Raw genomic sequence first — 20,060 nt, 5'->3', positions numbered from 1 at the left:
AATAAAAAGACAGTTTTTGATTACATATTGATTGATTTCTTAGATTTGTATAATCCACTAAAGAATTTCGTATTATGCCAGTAATTGAACAATCAGAATATAATTTTCCTTCTTTTATTCATCGCAACAGGCATGTCTCTACTATTTATGCGGCTTTGTTTAAAAGGTTTGATGCTCCAGGATATACAAGAGAGAAACATGAGCTAAATGATGGAGATTTTATCAATATCGATTTTATTTTAAATGATCCTAAAAAAGCAGTTATACTTTGTCATGGTTTAGAAGGAGATTCCCGAAGAACCTACAATAATAGCTGTGCGGTTTATTTTCAGGAAAAAGATTTTTCGGTTTTCGCATGGAACAATCGTACTTGTGGAGGAGAAATGAACCGCCTGCCAAGACTTTATCATCACGGAGCAGTTGATGATCTTGATGAAGTAGTCAAGTTTGTTTTACAAAAAGGATTTGAAGAGGTTTATTTGATTGGATATTCAATGGGCGGTGTTCAGCTGCTGAATTATTTTGGCTGGACAAAAATTGATGAGCGCATAAAAGCCGGCGTATGTATTTCTGTACCAACTCATATTGCAACAAGTGCAGCGGTACTTAAACAAGGTTTCAACAGAGTGTATTTAAAGAATTTTACAATTGATATTAAAAAGAAGCTGAATCATAAAGCAGCGCAGTTTCCTGATTTTATAAACCGCGATCAAATTGATAAAATCACTTCTTTTGATGAAGTTGATCAATATTTTACCGCACCACTGCATGGCTTTGCAAGCAAAGACGATTATTATCAGCGTGTTTCTCCAGAATTTTCCCTTAAAAATATTACGACTCCAGTTTTAATTATTAACTCTTTAGATGATCCTTTTTTGGGCGAAAGATGCTATCCTAAAGCAATAGCTCAAGACAGCGCATATGTGTATCTCGAAACCCCAAAGTATGGAGGACATTGCGCTTTTCCACTTCGTGATTCAACGCATTCTTATGCAGAGAAAAGAGCTTATGAGTTTTTTAAATCCTGCAAGCCTGCAGCTATTCTTAATTCTTAATAATGTAAAACTAATTCTGAAAGCGAAATTGATTTACTTTCAAGAACTTTTCTGCCTACATTCCTATGCCTTTTATTTTTTTTAAATTGTCACAACCTTTTTATTGAAAAAAATCCTCTACACAAGTAAGTAGGATTTAGTATGTTATTTGATTTGCATTGAAAAAGATTTGTGGATAATTATGATTACGCCTTTCTTGAAGAATAATTTCTGCAGAAATAAAGCATAAAAAATTCCCATTTCTTAAGAAATAGGAATTTAGTTTAGCCCAATTTAAATAAGGCAGAGCTTTAAGTTAAATATAAGATTTTTGAATAATTTCTATATATCTCTTTTCAAAAATAGTCTCATCTACCGGTATTACAACCGATTGAAATAGTTTCATCAAATCATCAGAATGATTTGCCGCTTTTTTTGTTTGAACATTATAGTGAATAAACTTTATCCATAAAATTGCTTTTAGTTCGGTTTCATTTTCATTCCACATTTTCATTTCGACCAGCAGCATATTGTTGGTAAATTGTATCAATTGAGATTCAATTAATACAGTTTCGACCGTAAAAGCAGGTTTCACATAACTAATTTGATTTGACGCAACTACCCAGCTTAATCCTGTTGTTTTTAAATATTTGAATATATCAAGGCCATAATGTTCTTCAATTTGATCCTCGCGAACATTAATAAAGTATTCTAAATACTTTGAGTTGTTTAAGTGGTTGAAAGGATCACAATCCTGAAATCTGATTTTTCTTTTTGTTTTTAAAACTTTTTCCATTTTTCTATAGTATTACATCAAATACCGATCGGTATTTGAAGAGTTAAAATTTTTTATTTTTTGATGCTTTCGATAATAGAAGTATTTATAAAGTCCATTGCTGTGCTGATATATGTTTGATCATTATGGGTAAAGGCGAGAAGTGAACTTCCTTCAATTAGGGATAAAATTATTTTTGCATACTGAGCCGAATCTGTATTTTCATTAATTTCATTATTGACAATACCATCGTTAATAATATTAGTTAAACCAGTAGTGAATTTTTGAGATAATTTTTGAGCACTTTTAAACAACATCGGATTGATAAATTTTGTATCAACTCCTGCACGTAACATGGGACATCCGCCTCTGTCTTTAACTAAGTCATAGTAACTACGCTGATAAGTTGTTATAGCATGCAATTTATTTAAGCTTCCTTTCGTAGCAGCAACTAGTTCGAATAATGGAGTTATGGCTGCATTTATGTTGTATTGAAATGACTTTAAAGCCAAATCTTCTTTATTAGAAAAATTACAGTAAATAGCACCTTTTGTAAGGCCAGTGACATTTGATATATCAGTTAAACTAGTACCTACATAACCTTGTTTGTTAAAAATAGGAGCTACTCTTTCTAGTATAAATTCGGTAGTATTCATTGGTATTAATATAAATTCAGGAACAAATATACTATAAATACCGATCGGTATTTGATAAAAATAATATTTTTTAATTGCAGCTTATAATAGTTTCAAATGAGAAATGATCATATCTCTTTCAGAATTTTTGCATTTTTTGAAATTGCTTCCTATTTGCACGTCAGAATAATATAATAAAGCCGTGCAATTTTGTAAACATGCTTATGCCTTATATATTAATTTTAGTAATAGTAACGAGAGCAACACTTTCGCATAAACATAATAAAAGATAAAATGGAAACTACTACAAAGCCTGTTAAGGCATTTTACACTTATCAGGAGAGAGATATTAAAAACATATTGGACCAGATGGAAAATGCCTCGAACCTGAAACTCTTATATCAGTTGCCTACAGGAGGAGGGAAGACAGTTGTGTTTTCAGAAATCGCAAGACAATTTATGGCGCGCTTCGGCAAAAAAGTAATAATCCTTACCCATCGTATAGAATTATGCACACAGACTTCCAGAACGCTAAAAAATATCGGTGTCAAAAACCGTGTTATAAATAGTACCAGCGGCAATATAAAAGAAGATTGCGACTGTTATGTTGCTATGGTGGAGACGCTCCGAAACAGAATTAAATCAAAAAAAATAAAAACTGCAGACATAGGTCTTGTCATTGTCGACGAAGCACATCATAATTCGTTCAGAAAATTGATGAGCAGCTTTAAAAAAGCTTTTATCATTGGCGTTACAGCTACACCTTTCAGCTCTGATATAACCAAACCGATGAATCGACATTACAAATCTTTAATTACTGGAGAAAATATTGCAGGCCTTATCGAGAAAGGTTTTCTGGCCAAACCAACATCTTATGTTTATGAAGTAGAACTGAACTCGTTGAAAACGGGTCTGCATGGAGATTACACGGTCAGCTCTTCTAATGATCTTTATAGTTCGCAAGTCATGCAGGATTTGCTCTTAAATGCTTACAGAGAGCATGCGGCGGGAACAAAGACTCTTATATTTAATAATGGAATTACTGCTTCGCAAAAAGTGTATGAAACTTTTACCGCAGCCGGTATTTCGATTAAGCATTTGGACAATAAGACTTCAGATCAGGATAGAAAAGAAATCTTAAAGTGGTTCAAAAAGACAAAAGATGCTGTTCTCACATCTGTCTCCATTTTGACTACTGGATTTGATGAGCCGACGGTTGAGAATATTATTCTTAATCGCCCCACAACATCCATAACGCTTTACCATCAGATGGTAGGAAGAGGAGCACGCAGGCTTCCGTCCAAAAAAAGCTTTCGAATTATAGATCTTGGCAACAATATCCAGCGTTTTGGAAATTGGGAAGAACCTGTTGACTGGCAGCATGTGTTTGAACATCCTGATGTATTTGCCAAACAGCTTCACTATCAGGCAGGCGGAACATCAGCTGTACAATCTCATGGATTTTCAGCAGAACTCCGTGCGAAGTTTCCCAACACTCTTGAAATGACTTTTGATATTGAAGAGCAGTATCAAGAAGCACATCATACAGATAAAAAACCTAAAACAGTTATTCAACAGTCTATAAGACAGCAAGCAAAGATGTGTCTGGATAATGCGGGAACACTGTCAGAAGCTTTATCACTAGCTGAAGCTTTGAAACCAGAAATTGAGTGGAGAGTGAAGCAGTACGTGAAATGCCTGGAAAACGCCAGCACCAATTACAAACAATGGCTGATTGAGGATTATCACCAGCGCCTTAAAGTACTTATTACAAAATTATTCCCAAAAATGAATGCTGCATAATTATTGTCGTTTAATACTAAAAAGAAACAGGCTCACTTAAGCCTGTTTCTTTTTTAATGTCTTAAAATAATACCAATCATCTTATTAGCCTTATCAGCTGTCTAGCTGTTTGTAGCTGCGCTTCCGCTGCTTCCAGAGCCTCCAGAGTTGTCATTGCCGCCTTGTTCGTTACGATCAGGATCTGTACCTGCCTCATCTTCTCGCTCTTCATTCCAGTCTCCTGTATTGGCATCCTCTCGAGATTTACCATTGTTTGCAGCTGTGTTCATCTGGCTGTGGTATGGGCATTTTTGAAGTTCTTCGCTCGTATAATTGTGTAAATTTTCCATTATGCTAATTTTTAATTGTTTATAGAAATAAAATTAACTTTATAACATGAATTTATTTTATAAGAAAAAGAAATTCCTTTATCAAATTTACACTCGAGGACTTTCAAATATCATGGTAATAATGCAAAGAGCTAATCAGGCTGAAGCAATGAAAACTTAACTTTTTCTAGGGGATAATATCATATGATTTTGGTAAACTCACAAATGCATTTAACATTAAGATGAGGAATGTTAATTAAGTTTTTTATATCTTTAATAAATTCTTGTTTGCATTTGTTAAGTGAATAATTAATAATTGCAATTTTATATATCTATTAAAACTATCTATGAAGAAAATAGGATTTTTATCGTTTGGACATTGGGCTGATCATCCTTCCTATGTCGCTCGTACAGCAAGCGATACTCTGTTGCAGTCCATCGATTTGGCTGTGGCTGCAGAGGAAATTGGTTTAGATGGTGCTTATTTTAGAGTCCATCATTTTGCACGACAGCTGGCATCACCCTTTCCGCTACTTTCGGCTATTGGTGCTAAAACGAGCAAAATAGAGATTGGTACAGGTGTAATCGATATGCGATATGAAAATCCACTATATATGGTGGAAGATGCCAGCGCCGCAGATTTAATTTCAGGCGGACGTTTGCAATTAGGAATCAGCAGAGGATCACCGGAACAGGTCATTGACGGCTGGCGTTCTTTCGGTTATAAACCTAAGGAAGGTGAAACAGATGCAGATATGGGACGCCAAAAAGCTTTAGAATTTTTAGAGAGGCTTAAGGGTGAAGGTTTTGCAGAGCCAAATCCGTACCCCATGTTCCCAAATCCGCCGGGTTTATTAAGACTTGAGCCTCATTCCGAAGGATTGCGAGAGCGAATCTGGTGGGGAGCAGCGTCTAATGCGACCGCTATTTGGGCTGCCGAAAACGGCATGTACCTGCAAAGTTCTACCTTGAAGTATGATGAAAATGGTGAACCTTTTCATATTCAGCAAGCAGAACAGATTCGATTGTATAAAGAAGCTTGGAGAAAAGCAGGACATGAGCGCGAACCACGTGTTTCAGTAAGCCGTTCCATTTTTGCATTGGTCAATGATCAGGACAGATATTATTTTGGAAATCAAGGTAAAGGTTCTGATAGTTTTGGTAATATAGAAACTGATAAACGGGCAATTTTTGGGAAGAGTTATGCAGCTGAACCAGATAAACTCATTGAAGAGTTGGCTCAGGATGAAGCTATTCAAGAAGCAGATACAGTACTGCTTACAATACCCAACACATTAGGTGTTGACTACAATGTACATATACTGTCGTCTATATTAGAACATATTGCACCAGCACTGGGTTGGCGATAATTTTTTAAAATAAATAAAATGAAGCCTCCTTTTAATAAGGAGGCTTTTTTCCTTCAATTTAAATTCTATAGAATTAATGTTATCGTTCTATTCTAAAGCTTAATCAAGTGAATTGATAGATTTTATCTATCAATTAAAAATTATTTATTATCAATACTAATCACTTTCTCTTTAATTACTTTGTAAATTAGTATCAAAATTAAATTTGGAATTATGGATAATCAATCAAATGACATCAGCAAGTGCCCTTTTCATAACGGCAGTATGAACAATGAAGCCGCAACAGGTACAAAAAATCGTGACTGGTGGCCAAAACAGCTAAAGGTAAATATCTTACGACAGAATTCAGCACTATCAAATCCCTTAAAAGAGAATTTTAATTATGCAGAAGCTTTTAAAAGTCTTGATCTTGACGCAGTAAAAAAAGATCTGCACGAACTAATGACTGATTCGCAAGAGTGGTGGCCTGCAGATTTTGGTCATTATGGAGGTCTGTTTATTCGAATGGCTTGGCATAGTGCGGGAACATATAGAGTGTATGATGGTCGTGGTGGTGCAGGTGCAGGGCAGCAACGTTTTGCTCCTTTAAACAGCTGGCCTGATAATGTGAGTCTTGATAAAGCCAGAAGATTACTGTGGCCAATAAAACAAAAATACGGTCAAAAAATTTCTTGGGCTGATTTGATGATATTGACAGGGAATGTAGCTCTCGAATCTATGGGTTTCAAAACATTTGGTTTTGCAGGAGGAAGGGCTGATGTTTGGGAACCGGATGAATCAGTTTATTGGGGTTCAGAAACGGAATGGCTTGGTGGAGATGTACGTTATGATGATGGATCTGAAGGTGTTCCTAAAAATCATGGAGTAGTATCATCAGATGATGATGCTGACGGAAATATTCATAGCAGAAATTTAGAAAAACCTCTAGCAGCTGTACAAATGGGACTTATATATGTGAATCCTGAAGGGCCTGATGGAAATCCTGATCCTATTGCAGCAGCTAAAGATATAAGAGATACGTTTAGCCGCATGGCAATGAACGATGAAGAAACAGTAGCATTAATTGCTGGTGGTCACACATTTGGAAAAACTCACGGTGCAGCTTCTTCTGATCACGTAGATAAAGAACCTGAAGCAGCTGGTTTAGAACTGCAGGGATTTGGCTGGAAAAATAGTTTTGGTTCAGGAAAGGGAACTGATGCTATTACAAGCGGACTTGAAGTTACATGGACAAAAACTCCAACGCAATGGAGCAATAATTTTTTCGAAAACTTATTTGGATTTGAATGGGAACTTTCTAAAAGTCCAGCTGGTGCACATCAATGGGTAGCTAAAAATGCCGAAGCAATTATTCCAGATGCTTTTGATAGTTCAAAAAAACACCTGCCAACAATGCTTACCACGGATTTGTCATTAAGATTAGATCCTGTTTACGAAAAAATATCGCGTCGTTTCCTTGAAAATCCTGATGAATTTGCGGATGCTTTTGCACGTGCATGGTTTAAACTAACACACCGTGATATGGGACCTCGTGAACGTTATCTAGGACCAGATGTTCCGCAGGAAGAGTTGTTATGGCAAGATCCAATTCCAGAAGTAAATCATGAGTTAATAGATGAAAACGATACGAACCAATTAAAAGAAAAAATACAAAATTCTGGATTAAAAATATCACAATTAGTTGCAACAGCATGGGCATCTGCTTCTACTTTTAGAGGATCGGATAAGCGTGGTGGCGCTAATGGTGCACGTATAAGATTGGCACCACAAAAAGACTGGGAGGTAAATAATCCTTCAGATCTTAAACAAGTTTTAGACAAATTTGAAAGCATTCAATCAGAGTTTAATGCATCACAGTCACAAAACAAAAAAGTTTCATTGGCAGATTTAATTGTTTTAGGAGGAGTTGTTGGAGTAGAAAATGCAATTAAGGAAACAGGATTTTCAGTAAAAGTACCATTTTCTCCAGGCCGTATGGATGCATCAGCTGAGCAGACTGATGTTGAGTCATTTGGTTATTTAGAACCTAAAGCAGATGGTTTCCGTAATTACAGAAAAACAAAATCAACAGTTTCTACAGAAGAACTTCTTATTGATAAAGCAAATTTACTAACTCTTACTGCACCAGAATTAACTGTTCTTTTAGGTGGATTGCGCGTATTAGATATTAATGCTGATCATACAAAAAATGGTGTATTTACGCATCGACCAGGCCAGTTGACCAATGATTTCTTTATAAATCTTCTTGACATGAATACGCAGTGGCAGGCTGTCTCTAATGATAAAGAATTATATACAGGAAACGATCGTAACACTGGACAGCCTAAATGGATAGGAACGCGTGCCGATCTTGTTTTTGGTTCTAATTCAGAACTAAGAGCGATCGCAGAAGTTTATGCAAGTGCTGATGCAAGAGAGAAATTTATAAATGATTTCGTTGCTGTATGGAATAAAGTAATGAATTTGGATAGATTTGATTTAGTTTAATAATTTCTATATAGTTAATAAAACATTTCAAATAATTGAAAACAACCTCCAGAAAAAATAGTTTTGGAGGTTGTTCTTTTTAATAGGTATTTTGGAGATCAATTTTTAAAATATCTTCAAAATAATGGTTTGATATTTTTTCCTATACTATTTTAATTTTGATCCCATAGCTCGAAAAACAAACAAAATGCAATTATAAAAAAATGCTAATATATTTAATTTAGTTAATGCATTTTCTTACATTTATAGATATACTTTGAAAAAATGAGCAGTCTAGACAATCCAATACCAGCCAACGAAACAAAACGACTCGCAGCGCTAAAGCGCTACAATATATTAGATACGCTTCCTGAGGATGCTTTTGATGACGCAACAAGGCTAGTTTCGTACATATGTAGTGTACCTATCGCTCATATATCATTTATAGATGAAAGCAGACAGTGGTTTAAATCTGAAATTGGAGTGGGTGTATCTGAAGTGCCGAGAGAAATTTCTTTTTGCCGTTATACTATAATGGAATCGGAAATGCTTGAAATTGAAGATACTCACGTACATGAAACGTTAAAAGATGATCCCAATGTTAAAGGTGGTTTTAAAGTAAGATTCTATGCTGGTGTACCTCTTACAACACCTGATGGTTATAACATAGGAACTATATGTGCCGCAGATCATGTAAGTAAAAAACTAGATAAAAATCAGAGAAATGCACTTTCGATTGTTGCAAAGCACGTTATAAATCAATTGGAATTAAGAACAAAAAATATAGAACTTAATACTCAGAAAAAAATTGCTGATCGTGCAGTTTTGGCAAAAGATAGTTTTTTAGCCAATATGAGTCACGAGATCAGGACGCCGTTAAATGCTATAATTGGGTTTACAGATCTTCTTGCACAGACAAAACTTGATAGAATTCAGCGTGATTATATGGACAGTGTACAAGTAGCGGGAGAAAATTTACTCTTGATCGTGAATGATATTCTAGATCTCTCAAAAATAGAATCTGGTAATTTGACTATTGAAGATCAGCCATTCAATTTAAAAAAAACACTTAAACATATTTATGATCTTTTAAAAGTTAAGGCTCTTGAAAATGTAGAATTTAATCTTTTTCTGGATGCCGATATGCCTGAAATTGTTATTGGTGATCAAGGAAGATTAAATCAAATATTGGTTAACCTAACCGGCAATGCGCTTAAATTTACTGAAGAAGGTGAAGTGACAATTTCAGTCAAAAAAGTTGGCGAGACAGAAGATCAATATTCACTAAGATTTTCAGTTAAGGATACAGGTATAGGAATACCATCAAATAAGCTTAAAACTATTTTTGAGCGATTTACACAAGCCGAAGAAAGTACTACACGAAGATTTGGCGGTACAGGACTTGGCCTTAGCATTGTAAAACAGCTTGTAGAATTGCACGGTGCCGAAATTCATGTAAAAAGCCAAAAGGAAAGGGGTTCAGAATTTTTCTTTGTATTTAATTACAGAAAAGTAAATTATGCTGAAACCCTAGCAGAGAAAACACCGGTAGAAAATTTAGGTAAACTTAAAATACTTCTTTGTGAAGACAACATATTAAATCAGAAGCTTATTAAAAGTGTTATGGACAGCTTCGGATTTGAATTAGACGTTGCTGAAAATGGTGAAATAGGGATAAACTATTTATCAAAAAATGCATACGACTTAATATTAATGGATCTTCAGATGCCTGTAATGGACGGTTATCAAACTGCTGAGTATATTAGAAACGAAATGAAACTAAGTATTCCTATTATTGCCATGACAGCACACTCTCTTGTAGGAGAACAAGAACATTGTTTTTCTGTAGGGATGGACGGTTATGTTCCAAAACCTTTTAAACAGCCGGCACTTTTAAAAGCTATAAAAACCGCAATAACTAAAAATAATAAACAGCTACACGAACGAAGTATAGATTTATCATATTTAGACGAAATTTCGTGTGGTAATCTAAACTTTAAGAAAGAGATGATTGATCTTTTTATAGCAAAAATTCCAAGTGAAGTAACAAAGCTAGAAGAAGCATTTAATGATAATGACTTAGAGAAGTTAGAGAAATTAGCGCATAACATGAAATCAAGTTTAGATATGTTTCTATTAGAAGATCTTTCTAATTTTTTATCTATTATTGAAGATGAAGCAAAAAGAGGAATACTTACTTCTAGAACTCAAAGTGAAATCAAAACACTCGATTATCAAATTGCTGAAATAGTTAAAATTTTGAATGAACTATGATAAAAGATAAATATGCGCTAGCTTTACTTATGTACTTAATTTTATAAAATTGAGTTATTTTCAATTAAATATCTAACCTATGAGAATAATTTTGTCAGAAGATAATGATATCCTGCGTAAATCATTATCTTTTTTTTTAGAGTCTAAAGGATTTACCGTTGATCAGTTTTCGGATGGTAAAGAGGCATTAGATGCTATTGAAAAAAACAATTATGATCTAATCCTGACAGATATCAATATGCCCGGAATAAGCGGGATGGAAATTACACAATATGTAAGACAAACAATGGGTTCTGATATTCCGATAATTATTTTTACCTCTTCAGGAATAGAACAGACTGAATTGGATTCATTTGATATTGGAGCAAATGAATTCATAGCTAAACCAGTCAGTCCCGCTGTTCTTTTAATAAGAATTAACAAACTGCTAAATATACGCCCTTCATGAAGTTTATATACTACTTACTTTTACTGTTATTTATTTCCCAGACTTGTTTGGGACAGGAAATTAATTTAGATACTAGAATTTCCGAGGCCAGACATGAAGCTGAGATAGGCAACTACGACAAAGCGTTATCACTTATTCAGCCTCTGCTTATTGGATTTCCTGAAAATGAAGAGATAAAAATTTTTGCAGGCCGGGTATACAGCTGGAAAAAAGAATACAAGAAATCAATAGATATACTGACCCCTTTAACAGATAGAACAAATCCAAACCCTGATGCTTTATTGGCAATTATTAACACCTATTTTTGGTCAGAGCAGTTTGATAAATGTATTTTATATTGTGACCAGTATTTAGTAATTGAACCCAATTCAACAGATGTTATAATAACGAAGGCAAAATGTCTTGAAAAGCTGGGTCGCGATAAAGAAGCATTGGCAATTGTAGACAAAGTATCTGTTACTGAAAATAGCACTCAGGCGATTACAGGTCTTCGAACACTTATTGGTCGAAAGGCAAAAAATGCAATGGCCTTTTCGTATTTAAATGTTTCTACTTCAAATCCCGGACAATCGCCGCTTCATTATGGCTATGTTGAGTATTCTCATAAATTTACCAAATCGGCACTTGTAGGAAGAGCAAATCTAGGTTATGCCAATAATGATACGCAAATGCTTTTTGAAGCAGATTATTATCAGACCTTTTCAAAAAGAAATTACTTGTATGTAAATGGAGGCGTTTCAACCGGTCAAACCATATTTCCTGTCGCAAAAGCTGGTGCAGAATATTTTTTTGCTCCTCGCAAAAGATTTGATTATTCTCTGGGATTTAAATATATGCATTTCGAAACAGACGATGTAACATTGCTTACAGGACAGCTTGGATATCGTGCAGGTAGTTATACATTAGCTTATAGACCTTTTTATGATACATCAAACGAATTATTTTCTCATGTTTTAAGTGTACAGACTAGTAATGAAGAAAAAGAGAGTTTAATAAGGCTGGAATTTCAATATGGTAATGTGCCATACCTTTATCTCTACAATAATTTTGTTACTCCTTTAAAGGCATACAGAGTAGGAATACAGTATCAGCATCGTTTTGGCGGTTCATTTTTTGTACGTCCTGTTTTTCTTTATGAGTATGAAGAATATTTGCCTGATGAATACAGAAACAGGTTTAGTGCACAGCTTATTATTACTAAACGTTTTTGATATGAAAGAGGTCTGGGAGTTTTATAAAAGTGGTGTATGGGTGAAATCTTTCCTAATTGTGTCGATAGGAGTTTTTATAGCAGTGTGTTTTATACTTTACCTGTTGATTATTACCAGCCGAAGCAGGAATATAAAAAAAGAAAGACGAACCATTGAATATGAGATCATTACTGAAAAAATAATATTCGCTCTTATTTTTCAGGAAACTACAATAGCAGAAACGAAAGAAGATATAGATTTTAAAAGACTCATTAATAATACTTTATTTAGACAGGTAATGACCAAGTCGATTATCAATCTGCACAAAAACTACGAAGGCATTTATGCAAAGAGACTTGAACAATTCTATAAAAAATCAGGACTAATAAAAGATTCTTTCAAAAAACTCAGAAGCTCTAAATGGGAAATAAAATGCAAAGGAATTACTGAGCTTGCAGAAATGAATATTACTAAAGTTTTTGACAGCATTATTACAATTTCTAAAGCACAAAACAAAACTTTAAAAATAACGGCTTTAAACGCGTGTATTAAACTTGCCGGAGTAAAAGGTATTGTTCATCTCACAGAGCATTCTTACCCTATTGATGACTGGACTCAGGTTAATATTATAAATGCTTTTAAAAAACATGACATAGGAGATACTGAAGGCGTTGAGTTTTTACTCGAATCACAAAATACAACAGTAGTTACTCTGGGGCTAAAACTTATTAGAGAACTGAAGCTGACACAAAAAATGCCATTTGTAGCTCATTTGGCTGATACAACGCCAAATGCAGTTTTAAAATATGAAGCCCAACATGTATTGCAAACTTTAAGAGCTTAAGCAAATGACTTTTTTAAATAATGAACTAACAATATTCTCTCATATTTTTATGATCCTCATTCTTGGGTATGCCATCCTGATTATGTCTTCTTACCTACTATTGGCTCATCTCTCTGTTAGAGAACTAAGAGAATATCTTAAAAAAAATAGTTTTGTAGATTATGATGTATTGCTTACAAGTGAATTTGCACCCGGACTTTCTTTAATTGCGCCTGCTTATAATGAAAGTTTTACTATTGAAGAGAATATAAAATCCCTACTTTCACTAAATTATAATAACTACCAGGTAATTGTTGTAAATGACGGCAGTAAAGACGATTCCATGGAAATACTTATTAAAACCTACGACCTGTTGCTTACTGACCTTAACTTTCATCATCAAATTGAAACAAAAAAAATTAAGGGTATTTATACTTCTAGAAATGCTGCATATAAAAAATTAATTGTAGTTGACAAGGAAAATGGAGGTAAGGCAGATGCTCTTAATGTAGGATTAAATATTGCGCACAATCCTTACGTTGTATGCATCGATGTTGATTGTATTCTTGATAAGGACGCACTTCTTAAACTCGCAAAACCTTTTCTTGAATCTCATGGAAAACGCATTATTGCTACTGGCGGTGTTGTAAGGATTGCAAACCAATGCGTTATTAAAAATGGTCGTTTGGTTGAGGTAAACATTCCCGATCTTATGTTGCCAAGAATACAGGTTTTAGAATATTTAAGGGCATTTCTACTCGGCAGGATGGCATGGGGAAGGCTAGATGGTCTATTGCTGATCAGCGGAGCATTTGGAGCATTCGATAAAGAAATAGCATTGCTTTCAGGAGGGTATAATACAAAAACTGTAGGTGAAGACATGGAACTGGTAGTAAGAATGCGTCGGTATATGTTAGAGAATAAAATCCCTTATTCTGTTTCCTACATACCTGACCCATTGTGTTGGACAGAAGCACCTGAAGATTTTAAAATATTTAAAAAACAGCGAAGCCGATGGATGAGAGGAACAATTGAAACATTGATTTTTCACAAAAAAATGTTCTTAAATCCAAAGTATAAAATGTTGGGAATGCTTAGTATACCGTATTGGGCATTATTTGAATTTCTGGCGCCTGCCATAGAATTTACAGGCCTTTTACTAACTTTCCTATTTATTATATTTGGATTGCTTAATTGGCATTTTTTTTTGTTACTTGTACTTTTTGTTTACTTTTTTGCTGTAATGTTTTCGGTAATTGCTTTATATAGTGAAGAACGAACGTACCACAAATACCCAAAACAAACGGATTTCTTTAAATTGCTTTTAGCGGCTTTTATAGAGCCATTTTATTTTCATCCTATTTCAGTTTATGCTGCTTTAATTGGTTATAAAGAAAAAATTAAGGGCACTAATAGCTGGGGTGAGATGACACGCAAAGGTTTTAGCAAATAATATTAATAGATATTATATTGCTTTTTTAAAGGTTAATTTCCAATTGTTAAAGAAATCAATCCGGCTTTTAAAAGTATATTTTAAAATTAAAATGCCATAATTGTTACTACTTTTTCAAACCTTCCGTGATGACTTACAGAAACATCCCCAATTGTATTTTGTAACGAAGTATCTAAATATGGAATATTGTCGTTGTCTTTTAAAATAGATTTTTTTTCAATTTCGATTACCTTTTTTAAATCCTCTAAGTTGCTGACCGCTACCGTATGAATTTCATCTTTTGAGAGCGTTGTTTTTGTATAGTATATGTTTTCGTTGCAACTAACTTTCCCAATTATAAAATTTTTGTTGTGCAGTTCAATAAAACAAATCAGTTTTTTAGGAATATATTCTCTAACTTTTGTCTGACGATTATAAATTTTATAAGCAGCTTCTTTCATGCTCCAAAGAATCCAAACCATAAATTCAGGATTAGATGCGTTAGAAATAAGCAATTGTTCTTCACGAGTATATATTTTTTCTATAAAACCTTCTCGCTGCCAATTACTTTCTTCGCGTGACTGCTTAATATCTATCACGTCATTACCAATCATTTTTGTGCCAATTTGGTTTCGATGATTTCTACAGCGGTCTTAACGTCAAGCATTCGTTCCATATCTGTATTGTCAACTACAACATCAAAAGCTTCTTCGATATCAAGTACAATATCTACCAGATTAGCCGAGTTGATACTCAAATCATTAATAAAATCAGTATCTTCAGTAAGGTTGTCATATGCTTCTGTATTTGTAGTATATGGCTTGATGATTAATTTTAATTTAGCGATAAGTTCTTCTTTGTTCATAATAGGATTATTTTTCAAATTTTTTAAAGATTATACAAGCATTTACGTCACCAAAGCCAAAACTGGCTTTAGCAATTATAGCAGGATTACTGTTTATTGTTTTTAAAGATACTTTTGAAGAATCGATAAGCGCCGTAATATCAGGATGAAGATCGTCACAATTTGTGTTTCCAAATATAAAACCTTCATAAAGCTGTAAAACAGTTGCGATGCTTTCAATACTTCCTGCCGCGCTCAAACAGTGACCTGTCATGCTTTTTAAAGAATTAATATATGGAAATTCAGTTCCTTTTCGGCCTAAAGCTTTTGTCCAATTTTCAATTTCAAGACTGTCCTTTGTGGTTGCAGTAAGATGTCCGTTTATGGCATCAACAGCATCTGGCGAAATACCTGAATTATGAATTGCATTTGTAATACAGCGTTGAACAGCAGTGCTGTTAGGAGCAGTCATGCTTCCATTGCCGCGCTGACCTCCCGAGTTTACATCACCTCCTAATATTTCTGCATAAATGGTTGCGCCTCGTTCTAAGGCACTTTCTAAATCTTCTATAACTAATGCTCCGGCGCCGCTTCCTGGTACAAAACCAGCAGCTGTTGCACTCATAGGCCGTGAACCTGCTTCGGGATTATCATTATATTTTGAACTGCAGACACGAAGCGCATCAAATCCTGCCCAAATGTAAGGACCGCTATCGCTGGTACTTCCTGCTAAAATTCTTTTTGCCTTTCCGGCCTGTATGCGATCGTAGGCCATTAGTATTGCTTCTGTTCCTGTGGCGCAGGCAGACGAATTTGTAGTAACCTGATTTCCAAGTCCCAATTTTCCGCCAAGATAAGCACTGATACCGCTATTCATAGTTTGTGCTACAACAGTACTGCCTAATCTTCTTACTTGTAATTCGTCAATTTTATAAATGCTTTCTCGGAATTTATCTATTCCAGAAGTACCAGCTCCAAAAATAGCGCCGTTGTCCCAATCGGGTTCGTCATTAATTTCTATTGATAATCCAGCATTGTTCCAGGCTTCCATTCCTGCAATAACACCGTACAAAATACCTGTGCTATTGAATCCGCGCAGTTCAAGTTCTGTAAAATATTGTGCTTTAATTTCTTCAGATATTTGAGGCTGACCTGTTATCTGACAAGAAAACTGCAATTCCTGCAGCTGTGCATCATGCCGAATTCCTGATATTCCGTTTTTTATAGAATGACTAAACGCTTCAATTCCAACTCCGTTTGGAGCAGCAACGCCTAAACCTGTTATAACAACTCGCTTGCTCATAATTTATTCGTAATCATGCCAGCCAAAATGCCTTTACAAACTTCTTGTCCGGCTTCGTTTTTCATAATAACATCACACTTTAATTTTCCAAACCTGAAAAATGATTTTTGAGAAGTTACCGTTACTTTTTCATTAGGATAAACGGGTTTTAAAAACTGCATATCCGCTGAAGTAAAAGCAATTACAGTATCTTTATTAAAGGCATCACCTAATAAATAAATACCAAGACAGACCATTCCAATTTGTGCCATTGTTTCTGTTAAAATAACGCCTGGAGTTACCGGATTATCTTTAAAATGACCTTTATAAAAATCAAGATCTTCATTAAAAGTATAAGTACCGCTCACACTATTTTCATCAACGTGAAGCAGCGCATCTACAAATAAAAAAGGTTTGCTGTACGGTAACTGTGCTGTAATATCGGTCAGTTTCATCATTTATCTTCTAAAAATTACCATTGCAATAAAACTCTTTGTGCTGAAAATCCAGGTCCGAAACTGAGCATCAATCCTTTTTCACCTTCTTTTGGATTTGCATCCATAATTCGCTCTAAAACGTATAGTACTGTTGCACTCGACATATTTCCGTATTGTTTTAAGACTTCTTTTGTATCTTCAATATTCTTTCCTAAACCAGAAAAAAGTGCTTCAACAGTAGTAACAATCTTTTTTCCGCCTGGATGAAATATCATGTGATCTATATCTTTGATTTGTAAATTGTTTTTTTGAAGAAAAGGGCGAATAATGTCTCCAAAATGAGAGGCAATAGTATCTGGAACTTCGATGTCTAAGACCATTTGAAGTCCTGTATTTGTAAGTTTAAAACCCATCATATGCTCGGCTTCGTAAAAATGATACATTTCTTCATTTACTATTTCCGGACCTTTATCCTCTTCGTAAGAAGATAACAAACAACAGGCAGATCCATCTCCAAAAATAGCCGCACTTACAATATTTGGCATCGAAAAATCATCAAGCTGAAATGTCGCCGTTGGAGATTCGACTGCAATTACTGCAGCTCGTTTCCCAGGATTTGCCTTCAGAAAGTTTTTCGCATAAATAATACCCGAAATTCCAGCAGCACAACCCATTTCCGTTACCGGAAGCCGAACAATATCTTGTCTCAGGTTCATTTTATTGATAAGATAAGCATCTAAAGAAGGAATCATAATTCCGGTACAGCTAACTGTGATAATGTAATCCAGCGTCTGCGGCTCCCAATTTGCTTTTTCGAGTGCTTTTTTTAGCACCTGTTCACCCAGAATAATAACTTCGCGAGAATAAATATCATTTTTTTCTTCAAATGATGTGGCAGTAAAAACTTCTGCGGGATCCATTATAGAATACCGTTTGTCTACAGCCGCGCCTTCAAATATCTTTTTGACTTTTTTTATAAAACGATCATCTTGCCCTTCCAGCCATACTTCCAGCATTGGAAGTATATCGGCTGTTTCGCGGGAATATTGTGGTAGCTGCTTGGCAACTGTTACTATTTTTACACTCATTTGTTTGTAATTATCCACTGGTAGCGAAAAGCCCATTTCCAGCTTATGGTATAGTTTTTTAAATTTAGTTTTTTAGAGAATTCTTCGAGTTCGTTTTTCTTAAATCCTCTCAAGATAGATACTAGTCCATCTTCACGCGACATTCTATTCAGATTAAAAATAATACAGATCAATTCAAAAAGCCGATAGGCCAGTTTGCTTCGATGCAGATCATTTATTATGATGCCAGTTTCTGCATTATTCCTAAAGATAGTAATTATATTTAATATTTGCTCATTCGTAAAATGGTGCAGGGTCAGCGTACATAAAATAATATCAAATTTCATAGTTTTAAAATCTTCACTAAAAATATCTACGCACTGATATTCGATATTGGGATATGCTGTTGATAATTTCGTCGCATAATTTATCGTAAAATCATTAGCATCTATACCAATAAGTTTAAAATTGAGATTGTTTTTTTGGCCGAATTCAGACAGCATTCGTAACATATCTCCGTTGCCGCATCCTATGTCTGCTATTGTAATTGTCTTAGCTTTATGAGATTTTTTTAATAATTTTTTTATTCCATGCAGCGTAATTTTATTGCCTCCGAGCAACTGATTGATGCGTGCAATCTGATCGAGCGCATCTCTTAGTTCTTCTCCCTGAAGAGAGAAATCATCCATTATTTCACTTTCCTCTGTTCTATATTGAGTATTTATTGCCATTTAATTGATTGCTATAGGTTTACCATGCGTTAGTTTAATTATTCGAGACAGTATTCCTGGAATAGATGCTGTTGTCGCAACGAATATATTGGTAATGGTTTTATTGGTTAAGATCCGTGCTAGAATCCTTCCCATAAAGATTCTTTTTCCAAAATGTTTTTTCCATTCTTTGGAGTACTTTTTTTCTAATGTTTCTCTAGACATTTTTTCATCTGAATAATATTCTAAAATTAATTCTGATGCTATTTTTGCGCTGTGAATTGCCATCGCCATTCCGTTGCCGCAAAGCGGATGGATAAGACCCGCAGTATCGCCAATCATGATAATATGGTTTTCTACCGCTTGTTTTTTATCAAAAGAGATCTGGCTAATTGTTAGCGGTTTATCAAAAAGAAGCGTGCTGTTTTCAAAAACAGATTTAAGATGTTTGTTTTTGTAAAGTACATTTTGCTGATATTCCTCAATATTTTTATATCGCTTAAAAGTCGCATAATCTGCCAGATAGCAAATGTTTATGATGTTGTTCTCTACGTTAGAAACGCCACAGTAACCGCCTTTAAAGTTGTGAAGCGCCACTAGATTATTATCTAAATTACCAGAATAATGTGCTTTTACCGCTAGCCAAGGAGATTTTTTATTGAAGAAATTTCGCTTTATGACCTGATCGACATTCGAACGTTTTCCATAGGCACCCAAAACTATTTTAGCGGTTAAAATTTGATCTGATGTTGTAACTGTGAATAAATTATCGGCAAAAGAAACATCAATAACATTTTCTTTAATTACGGTGCAGTTGTTAGCCAATGCCTTTTGATATAAAAAATCATCAAGCGCATATCTGCTGATGCCAAATCCTCCCAGCGGTAATTTTGCTTTTGCAGTTTTTCCACTGTTTGTAGTAAATTCAAATTTAGAGATATTGGTAGGATTTAGTGCTGCAACATCGGCGCCAAGCCATTTGAGATAGGGTAGAATTTCATTCGAAATATATTCACCACAAACTTTATGTCGAGGGTAAGTGGATTTTTCGATCAATGTTACTTTTAGATTTTTTTGAGACAGATGAATTGCAGCTGTTAATCCAGCAAGCCCGCCACCAATAATCAGTACATCTATCTTTGTTTCCATATTACCAATTTAA

19 protein-coding genes are annotated in these 20,060 nt (G+C 34.7%); 9 read left to right on the top strand and 10 right to left on the bottom strand.

Annotated features, from left to right (window positions below):
- The first annotated feature begins 74 nt into the window (after positions 1 to 74).
- Positions 75 to 1,055, top strand: coding sequence for a YheT family hydrolase (locus IRZ83_RS01425; RefSeq protein WP_194566307.1), 981 nt, complete (start codon positions 75 to 77; stop codon positions 1,053 to 1,055).
- Between the two features lie 295 nt (positions 1,056 to 1,350).
- On the opposite strand, the gene IRZ83_RS01420 is transcribed toward IRZ83_RS01425, so the two are convergent.
- Together IRZ83_RS01420 and IRZ83_RS01415 are read right to left on the bottom strand one after the other, a co-directional pair.
- Positions 1,351 to 1,830 (bottom strand): acyl-CoA thioesterase, encoded by a 480-nt coding sequence (locus tag IRZ83_RS01420; RefSeq protein ID WP_194566306.1) that lies wholly within the window; start codon positions 1,828 to 1,830, stop codon positions 1,351 to 1,353.
- A 53-nt stretch (positions 1,831 to 1,883) separates the two neighbouring features.
- Entirely contained in the window at positions 1,884 to 2,465 is a 582-nt protein-coding gene (locus IRZ83_RS01415; RefSeq protein WP_194566305.1) for a TetR/AcrR family transcriptional regulator, read from the bottom strand.
- 273 nt (positions 2,466 to 2,738) lie between these two features.
- Between IRZ83_RS01415 and IRZ83_RS01410 the strand changes: the two genes are divergently transcribed.
- Positions 2,739 to 4,247, top strand: a complete 1,509-nt coding sequence (locus IRZ83_RS01410; RefSeq protein ID WP_194566304.1) for a DEAD/DEAH box helicase — start codon at positions 2,739 to 2,741, stop codon at positions 4,245 to 4,247.
- A 101-nt stretch (positions 4,248 to 4,348) separates the two neighbouring features.
- Here IRZ83_RS01410 and IRZ83_RS01405 read toward each other — a convergent pair whose 3' ends face one another.
- A complete protein-coding gene (locus IRZ83_RS01405; protein ID WP_194566303.1) occupies positions 4,349 to 4,576 on the bottom strand; it encodes a hypothetical protein in 228 nt (75 codons plus the stop codon).
- Between the two features lie 326 nt (positions 4,577 to 4,902).
- On the opposite strand from IRZ83_RS01405, the gene IRZ83_RS01400 reads away from it, so the two are divergent.
- The 7 genes from IRZ83_RS01400 (at position 4,903) to IRZ83_RS01370 (ending at position 14,579) form a co-directional block, all read left to right on the top strand.
- A complete protein-coding gene (locus IRZ83_RS01400) occupies positions 4,903 to 5,925 on the top strand; it encodes an LLM class flavin-dependent oxidoreductase (protein ID WP_194566301.1) in 1,023 nt (340 codons plus the stop codon).
- Between the two features lie 213 nt (positions 5,926 to 6,138).
- Complete coding sequence (katG, locus tag IRZ83_RS01395; protein WP_194566298.1) at positions 6,139 to 8,412, top strand: catalase/peroxidase HPI; 2,274 nt, start codon at positions 6,139 to 6,141, stop codon at positions 8,410 to 8,412.
- 264 nt (positions 8,413 to 8,676) lie between these two features.
- Complete coding sequence (locus IRZ83_RS01390) at positions 8,677 to 10,665, top strand: ATP-binding protein (RefSeq protein WP_194566296.1); 1,989 nt, start codon at positions 8,677 to 8,679, stop codon at positions 10,663 to 10,665.
- Between the two features lie 79 nt (positions 10,666 to 10,744).
- A complete protein-coding gene (locus tag IRZ83_RS01385) occupies positions 10,745 to 11,113 on the top strand; it encodes a response regulator transcription factor (RefSeq protein ID WP_194566294.1) in 369 nt (122 codons plus the stop codon).
- Positions 11,110 to 12,324 (top strand): YaiO family outer membrane beta-barrel protein, encoded by a 1,215-nt coding sequence (locus IRZ83_RS01380; protein ID WP_194566292.1) that lies wholly within the window; start codon positions 11,110 to 11,112, stop codon positions 12,322 to 12,324. The genes IRZ83_RS01385 and IRZ83_RS01380 overlap by 4 nt, the downstream gene beginning before the upstream one ends.
- Position 12,325: 1 nt before the next feature.
- The gene (locus IRZ83_RS01375) at positions 12,326 to 13,147 is read left to right on the top strand and encodes a hypothetical protein (RefSeq protein ID WP_194566290.1); all 822 of its coding nucleotides are present in this window, start codon (positions 12,326 to 12,328) and stop codon (positions 13,145 to 13,147) included.
- Positions 13,148 to 13,151: 4 nt separating this feature from the next.
- Positions 13,152 to 14,579 carry a glycosyltransferase family 2 protein gene (locus IRZ83_RS01370; protein WP_194566288.1) on the top strand — a complete coding sequence of 476 codons (1,428 nt, stop codon included), beginning with the start codon at positions 13,152 to 13,154 and terminating at the stop codon, positions 14,577 to 14,579.
- Between the two features lie 86 nt (positions 14,580 to 14,665).
- On the opposite strand, the gene IRZ83_RS01365 is transcribed toward IRZ83_RS01370, so the two are convergent.
- From IRZ83_RS01365 to IRZ83_RS01335, 7 genes are read right to left on the bottom strand one after another with little or no spacing between them, the layout of a single operon-like run.
- Positions 14,666 to 15,172, bottom strand: coding sequence for a 4'-phosphopantetheinyl transferase superfamily protein (locus IRZ83_RS01365; RefSeq protein WP_194566286.1), 507 nt, complete (start codon positions 15,170 to 15,172; stop codon positions 14,666 to 14,668).
- A complete protein-coding gene (locus IRZ83_RS01360) occupies positions 15,169 to 15,423 on the bottom strand; it encodes an acyl carrier protein (RefSeq protein ID WP_194566284.1) in 255 nt (84 codons plus the stop codon). Before IRZ83_RS01360 ends, IRZ83_RS01365 begins: the two co-directional genes overlap by 4 nt.
- Before the next feature lie 7 nt (positions 15,424 to 15,430).
- Complete coding sequence (locus tag IRZ83_RS01355; RefSeq protein WP_194566283.1) at positions 15,431 to 16,705, bottom strand: beta-ketoacyl-[acyl-carrier-protein] synthase family protein; 1,275 nt, start codon at positions 16,703 to 16,705, stop codon at positions 15,431 to 15,433.
- Positions 16,702 to 17,139, bottom strand: a complete 438-nt coding sequence (locus IRZ83_RS01350) for a 3-hydroxyacyl-ACP dehydratase FabZ family protein (RefSeq protein ID WP_194567327.1) — start codon at positions 17,137 to 17,139, stop codon at positions 16,702 to 16,704. The genes IRZ83_RS01355 and IRZ83_RS01350 overlap by 4 nt, the downstream gene beginning before the upstream one ends.
- A gap of 17 nt (positions 17,140 to 17,156) precedes the next feature.
- Positions 17,157 to 18,209, bottom strand: coding sequence for a type III polyketide synthase (locus IRZ83_RS01345; protein WP_194566282.1), 1,053 nt, complete (start codon positions 18,207 to 18,209; stop codon positions 17,157 to 17,159).
- Complete coding sequence (locus tag IRZ83_RS01340) at positions 18,206 to 18,919, bottom strand: methyltransferase domain-containing protein (RefSeq protein ID WP_194566281.1); 714 nt, start codon at positions 18,917 to 18,919, stop codon at positions 18,206 to 18,208. The genes IRZ83_RS01345 and IRZ83_RS01340 overlap by 4 nt, the downstream gene beginning before the upstream one ends.
- Complete coding sequence (locus IRZ83_RS01335; RefSeq protein WP_194566280.1) at positions 18,920 to 20,047, bottom strand: NAD(P)/FAD-dependent oxidoreductase; 1,128 nt, start codon at positions 20,045 to 20,047, stop codon at positions 18,920 to 18,922.
- Positions 20,048 to 20,060: the final 13 nt, after the last annotated feature.

It is taken from the genome of Flavobacterium sp. JLP (genome assembly GCF_015350755.1).
Lineage (GTDB): Bacteria > Bacteroidota > Bacteroidia > Flavobacteriales > Flavobacteriaceae > Flavobacterium.
The sequence above is the reverse complement of the archived record's forward strand: the minus strand, read 5'-3'. Positions and strand labels throughout refer to the sequence as shown.

Coding starts and splice junctions, on each gene's coding strand:
- IRZ83_RS01425 (WP_194566307.1), top strand. CDS start 75: ATGCCAGTAATTGAACAATCAGAATATAATTTTCCTTCTTTTATTCAT.
- IRZ83_RS01420 (WP_194566306.1), bottom strand. CDS start 1,830: ATGGAAAAAGTTTTAAAAACAAAAAGAAAAATCAGATTTCAGGATTGT.
- IRZ83_RS01415 (WP_194566305.1), bottom strand. CDS start 2,465: ATGAATACTACCGAATTTATACTAGAAAGAGTAGCTCCTATTTTTAAC.
- IRZ83_RS01410 (WP_194566304.1), top strand. CDS start 2,739: ATGGAAACTACTACAAAGCCTGTTAAGGCATTTTACACTTATCAGGAG.
- IRZ83_RS01405 (WP_194566303.1), bottom strand. CDS start 4,576: ATGGAAAATTTACACAATTATACGAGCGAAGAACTTCAAAAATGCCCA.
- IRZ83_RS01400 (WP_194566301.1), top strand. CDS start 4,903: ATGAAGAAAATAGGATTTTTATCGTTTGGACATTGGGCTGATCATCCT.
- katG (WP_194566298.1), top strand. CDS start 6,139: ATGGATAATCAATCAAATGACATCAGCAAGTGCCCTTTTCATAACGGC.
- IRZ83_RS01390 (WP_194566296.1), top strand. CDS start 8,677: ATGAGCAGTCTAGACAATCCAATACCAGCCAACGAAACAAAACGACTC.
- IRZ83_RS01385 (WP_194566294.1), top strand. CDS start 10,745: ATGAGAATAATTTTGTCAGAAGATAATGATATCCTGCGTAAATCATTA.
- IRZ83_RS01380 (WP_194566292.1), top strand. CDS start 11,110: ATGAAGTTTATATACTACTTACTTTTACTGTTATTTATTTCCCAGACT.
- IRZ83_RS01375 (WP_194566290.1), top strand. CDS start 12,326: ATGAAAGAGGTCTGGGAGTTTTATAAAAGTGGTGTATGGGTGAAATCT.
- IRZ83_RS01370 (WP_194566288.1), top strand. CDS start 13,152: ATGACTTTTTTAAATAATGAACTAACAATATTCTCTCATATTTTTATG.
- IRZ83_RS01365 (WP_194566286.1), bottom strand. CDS start 15,172: ATGATTGGTAATGACGTGATAGATATTAAGCAGTCACGCGAAGAAAGT.
- IRZ83_RS01360 (WP_194566284.1), bottom strand. CDS start 15,423: ATGAACAAAGAAGAACTTATCGCTAAATTAAAATTAATCATCAAGCCA.
- IRZ83_RS01355 (WP_194566283.1), bottom strand. CDS start 16,705: ATGAGCAAGCGAGTTGTTATAACAGGTTTAGGCGTTGCTGCTCCAAAC.
- IRZ83_RS01350 (WP_194567327.1), bottom strand. CDS start 17,139: ATGAAACTGACCGATATTACAGCACAGTTACCGTACAGCAAACCTTTT.
- IRZ83_RS01345 (WP_194566282.1), bottom strand. CDS start 18,209: ATGAGTGTAAAAATAGTAACAGTTGCCAAGCAGCTACCACAATATTCC.
- IRZ83_RS01340 (WP_194566281.1), bottom strand. CDS start 18,919: ATGGCAATAAATACTCAATATAGAACAGAGGAAAGTGAAATAATGGAT.
- IRZ83_RS01335 (WP_194566280.1), bottom strand. CDS start 20,047: ATGGAAACAAAGATAGATGTACTGATTATTGGTGGCGGGCTTGCTGGA.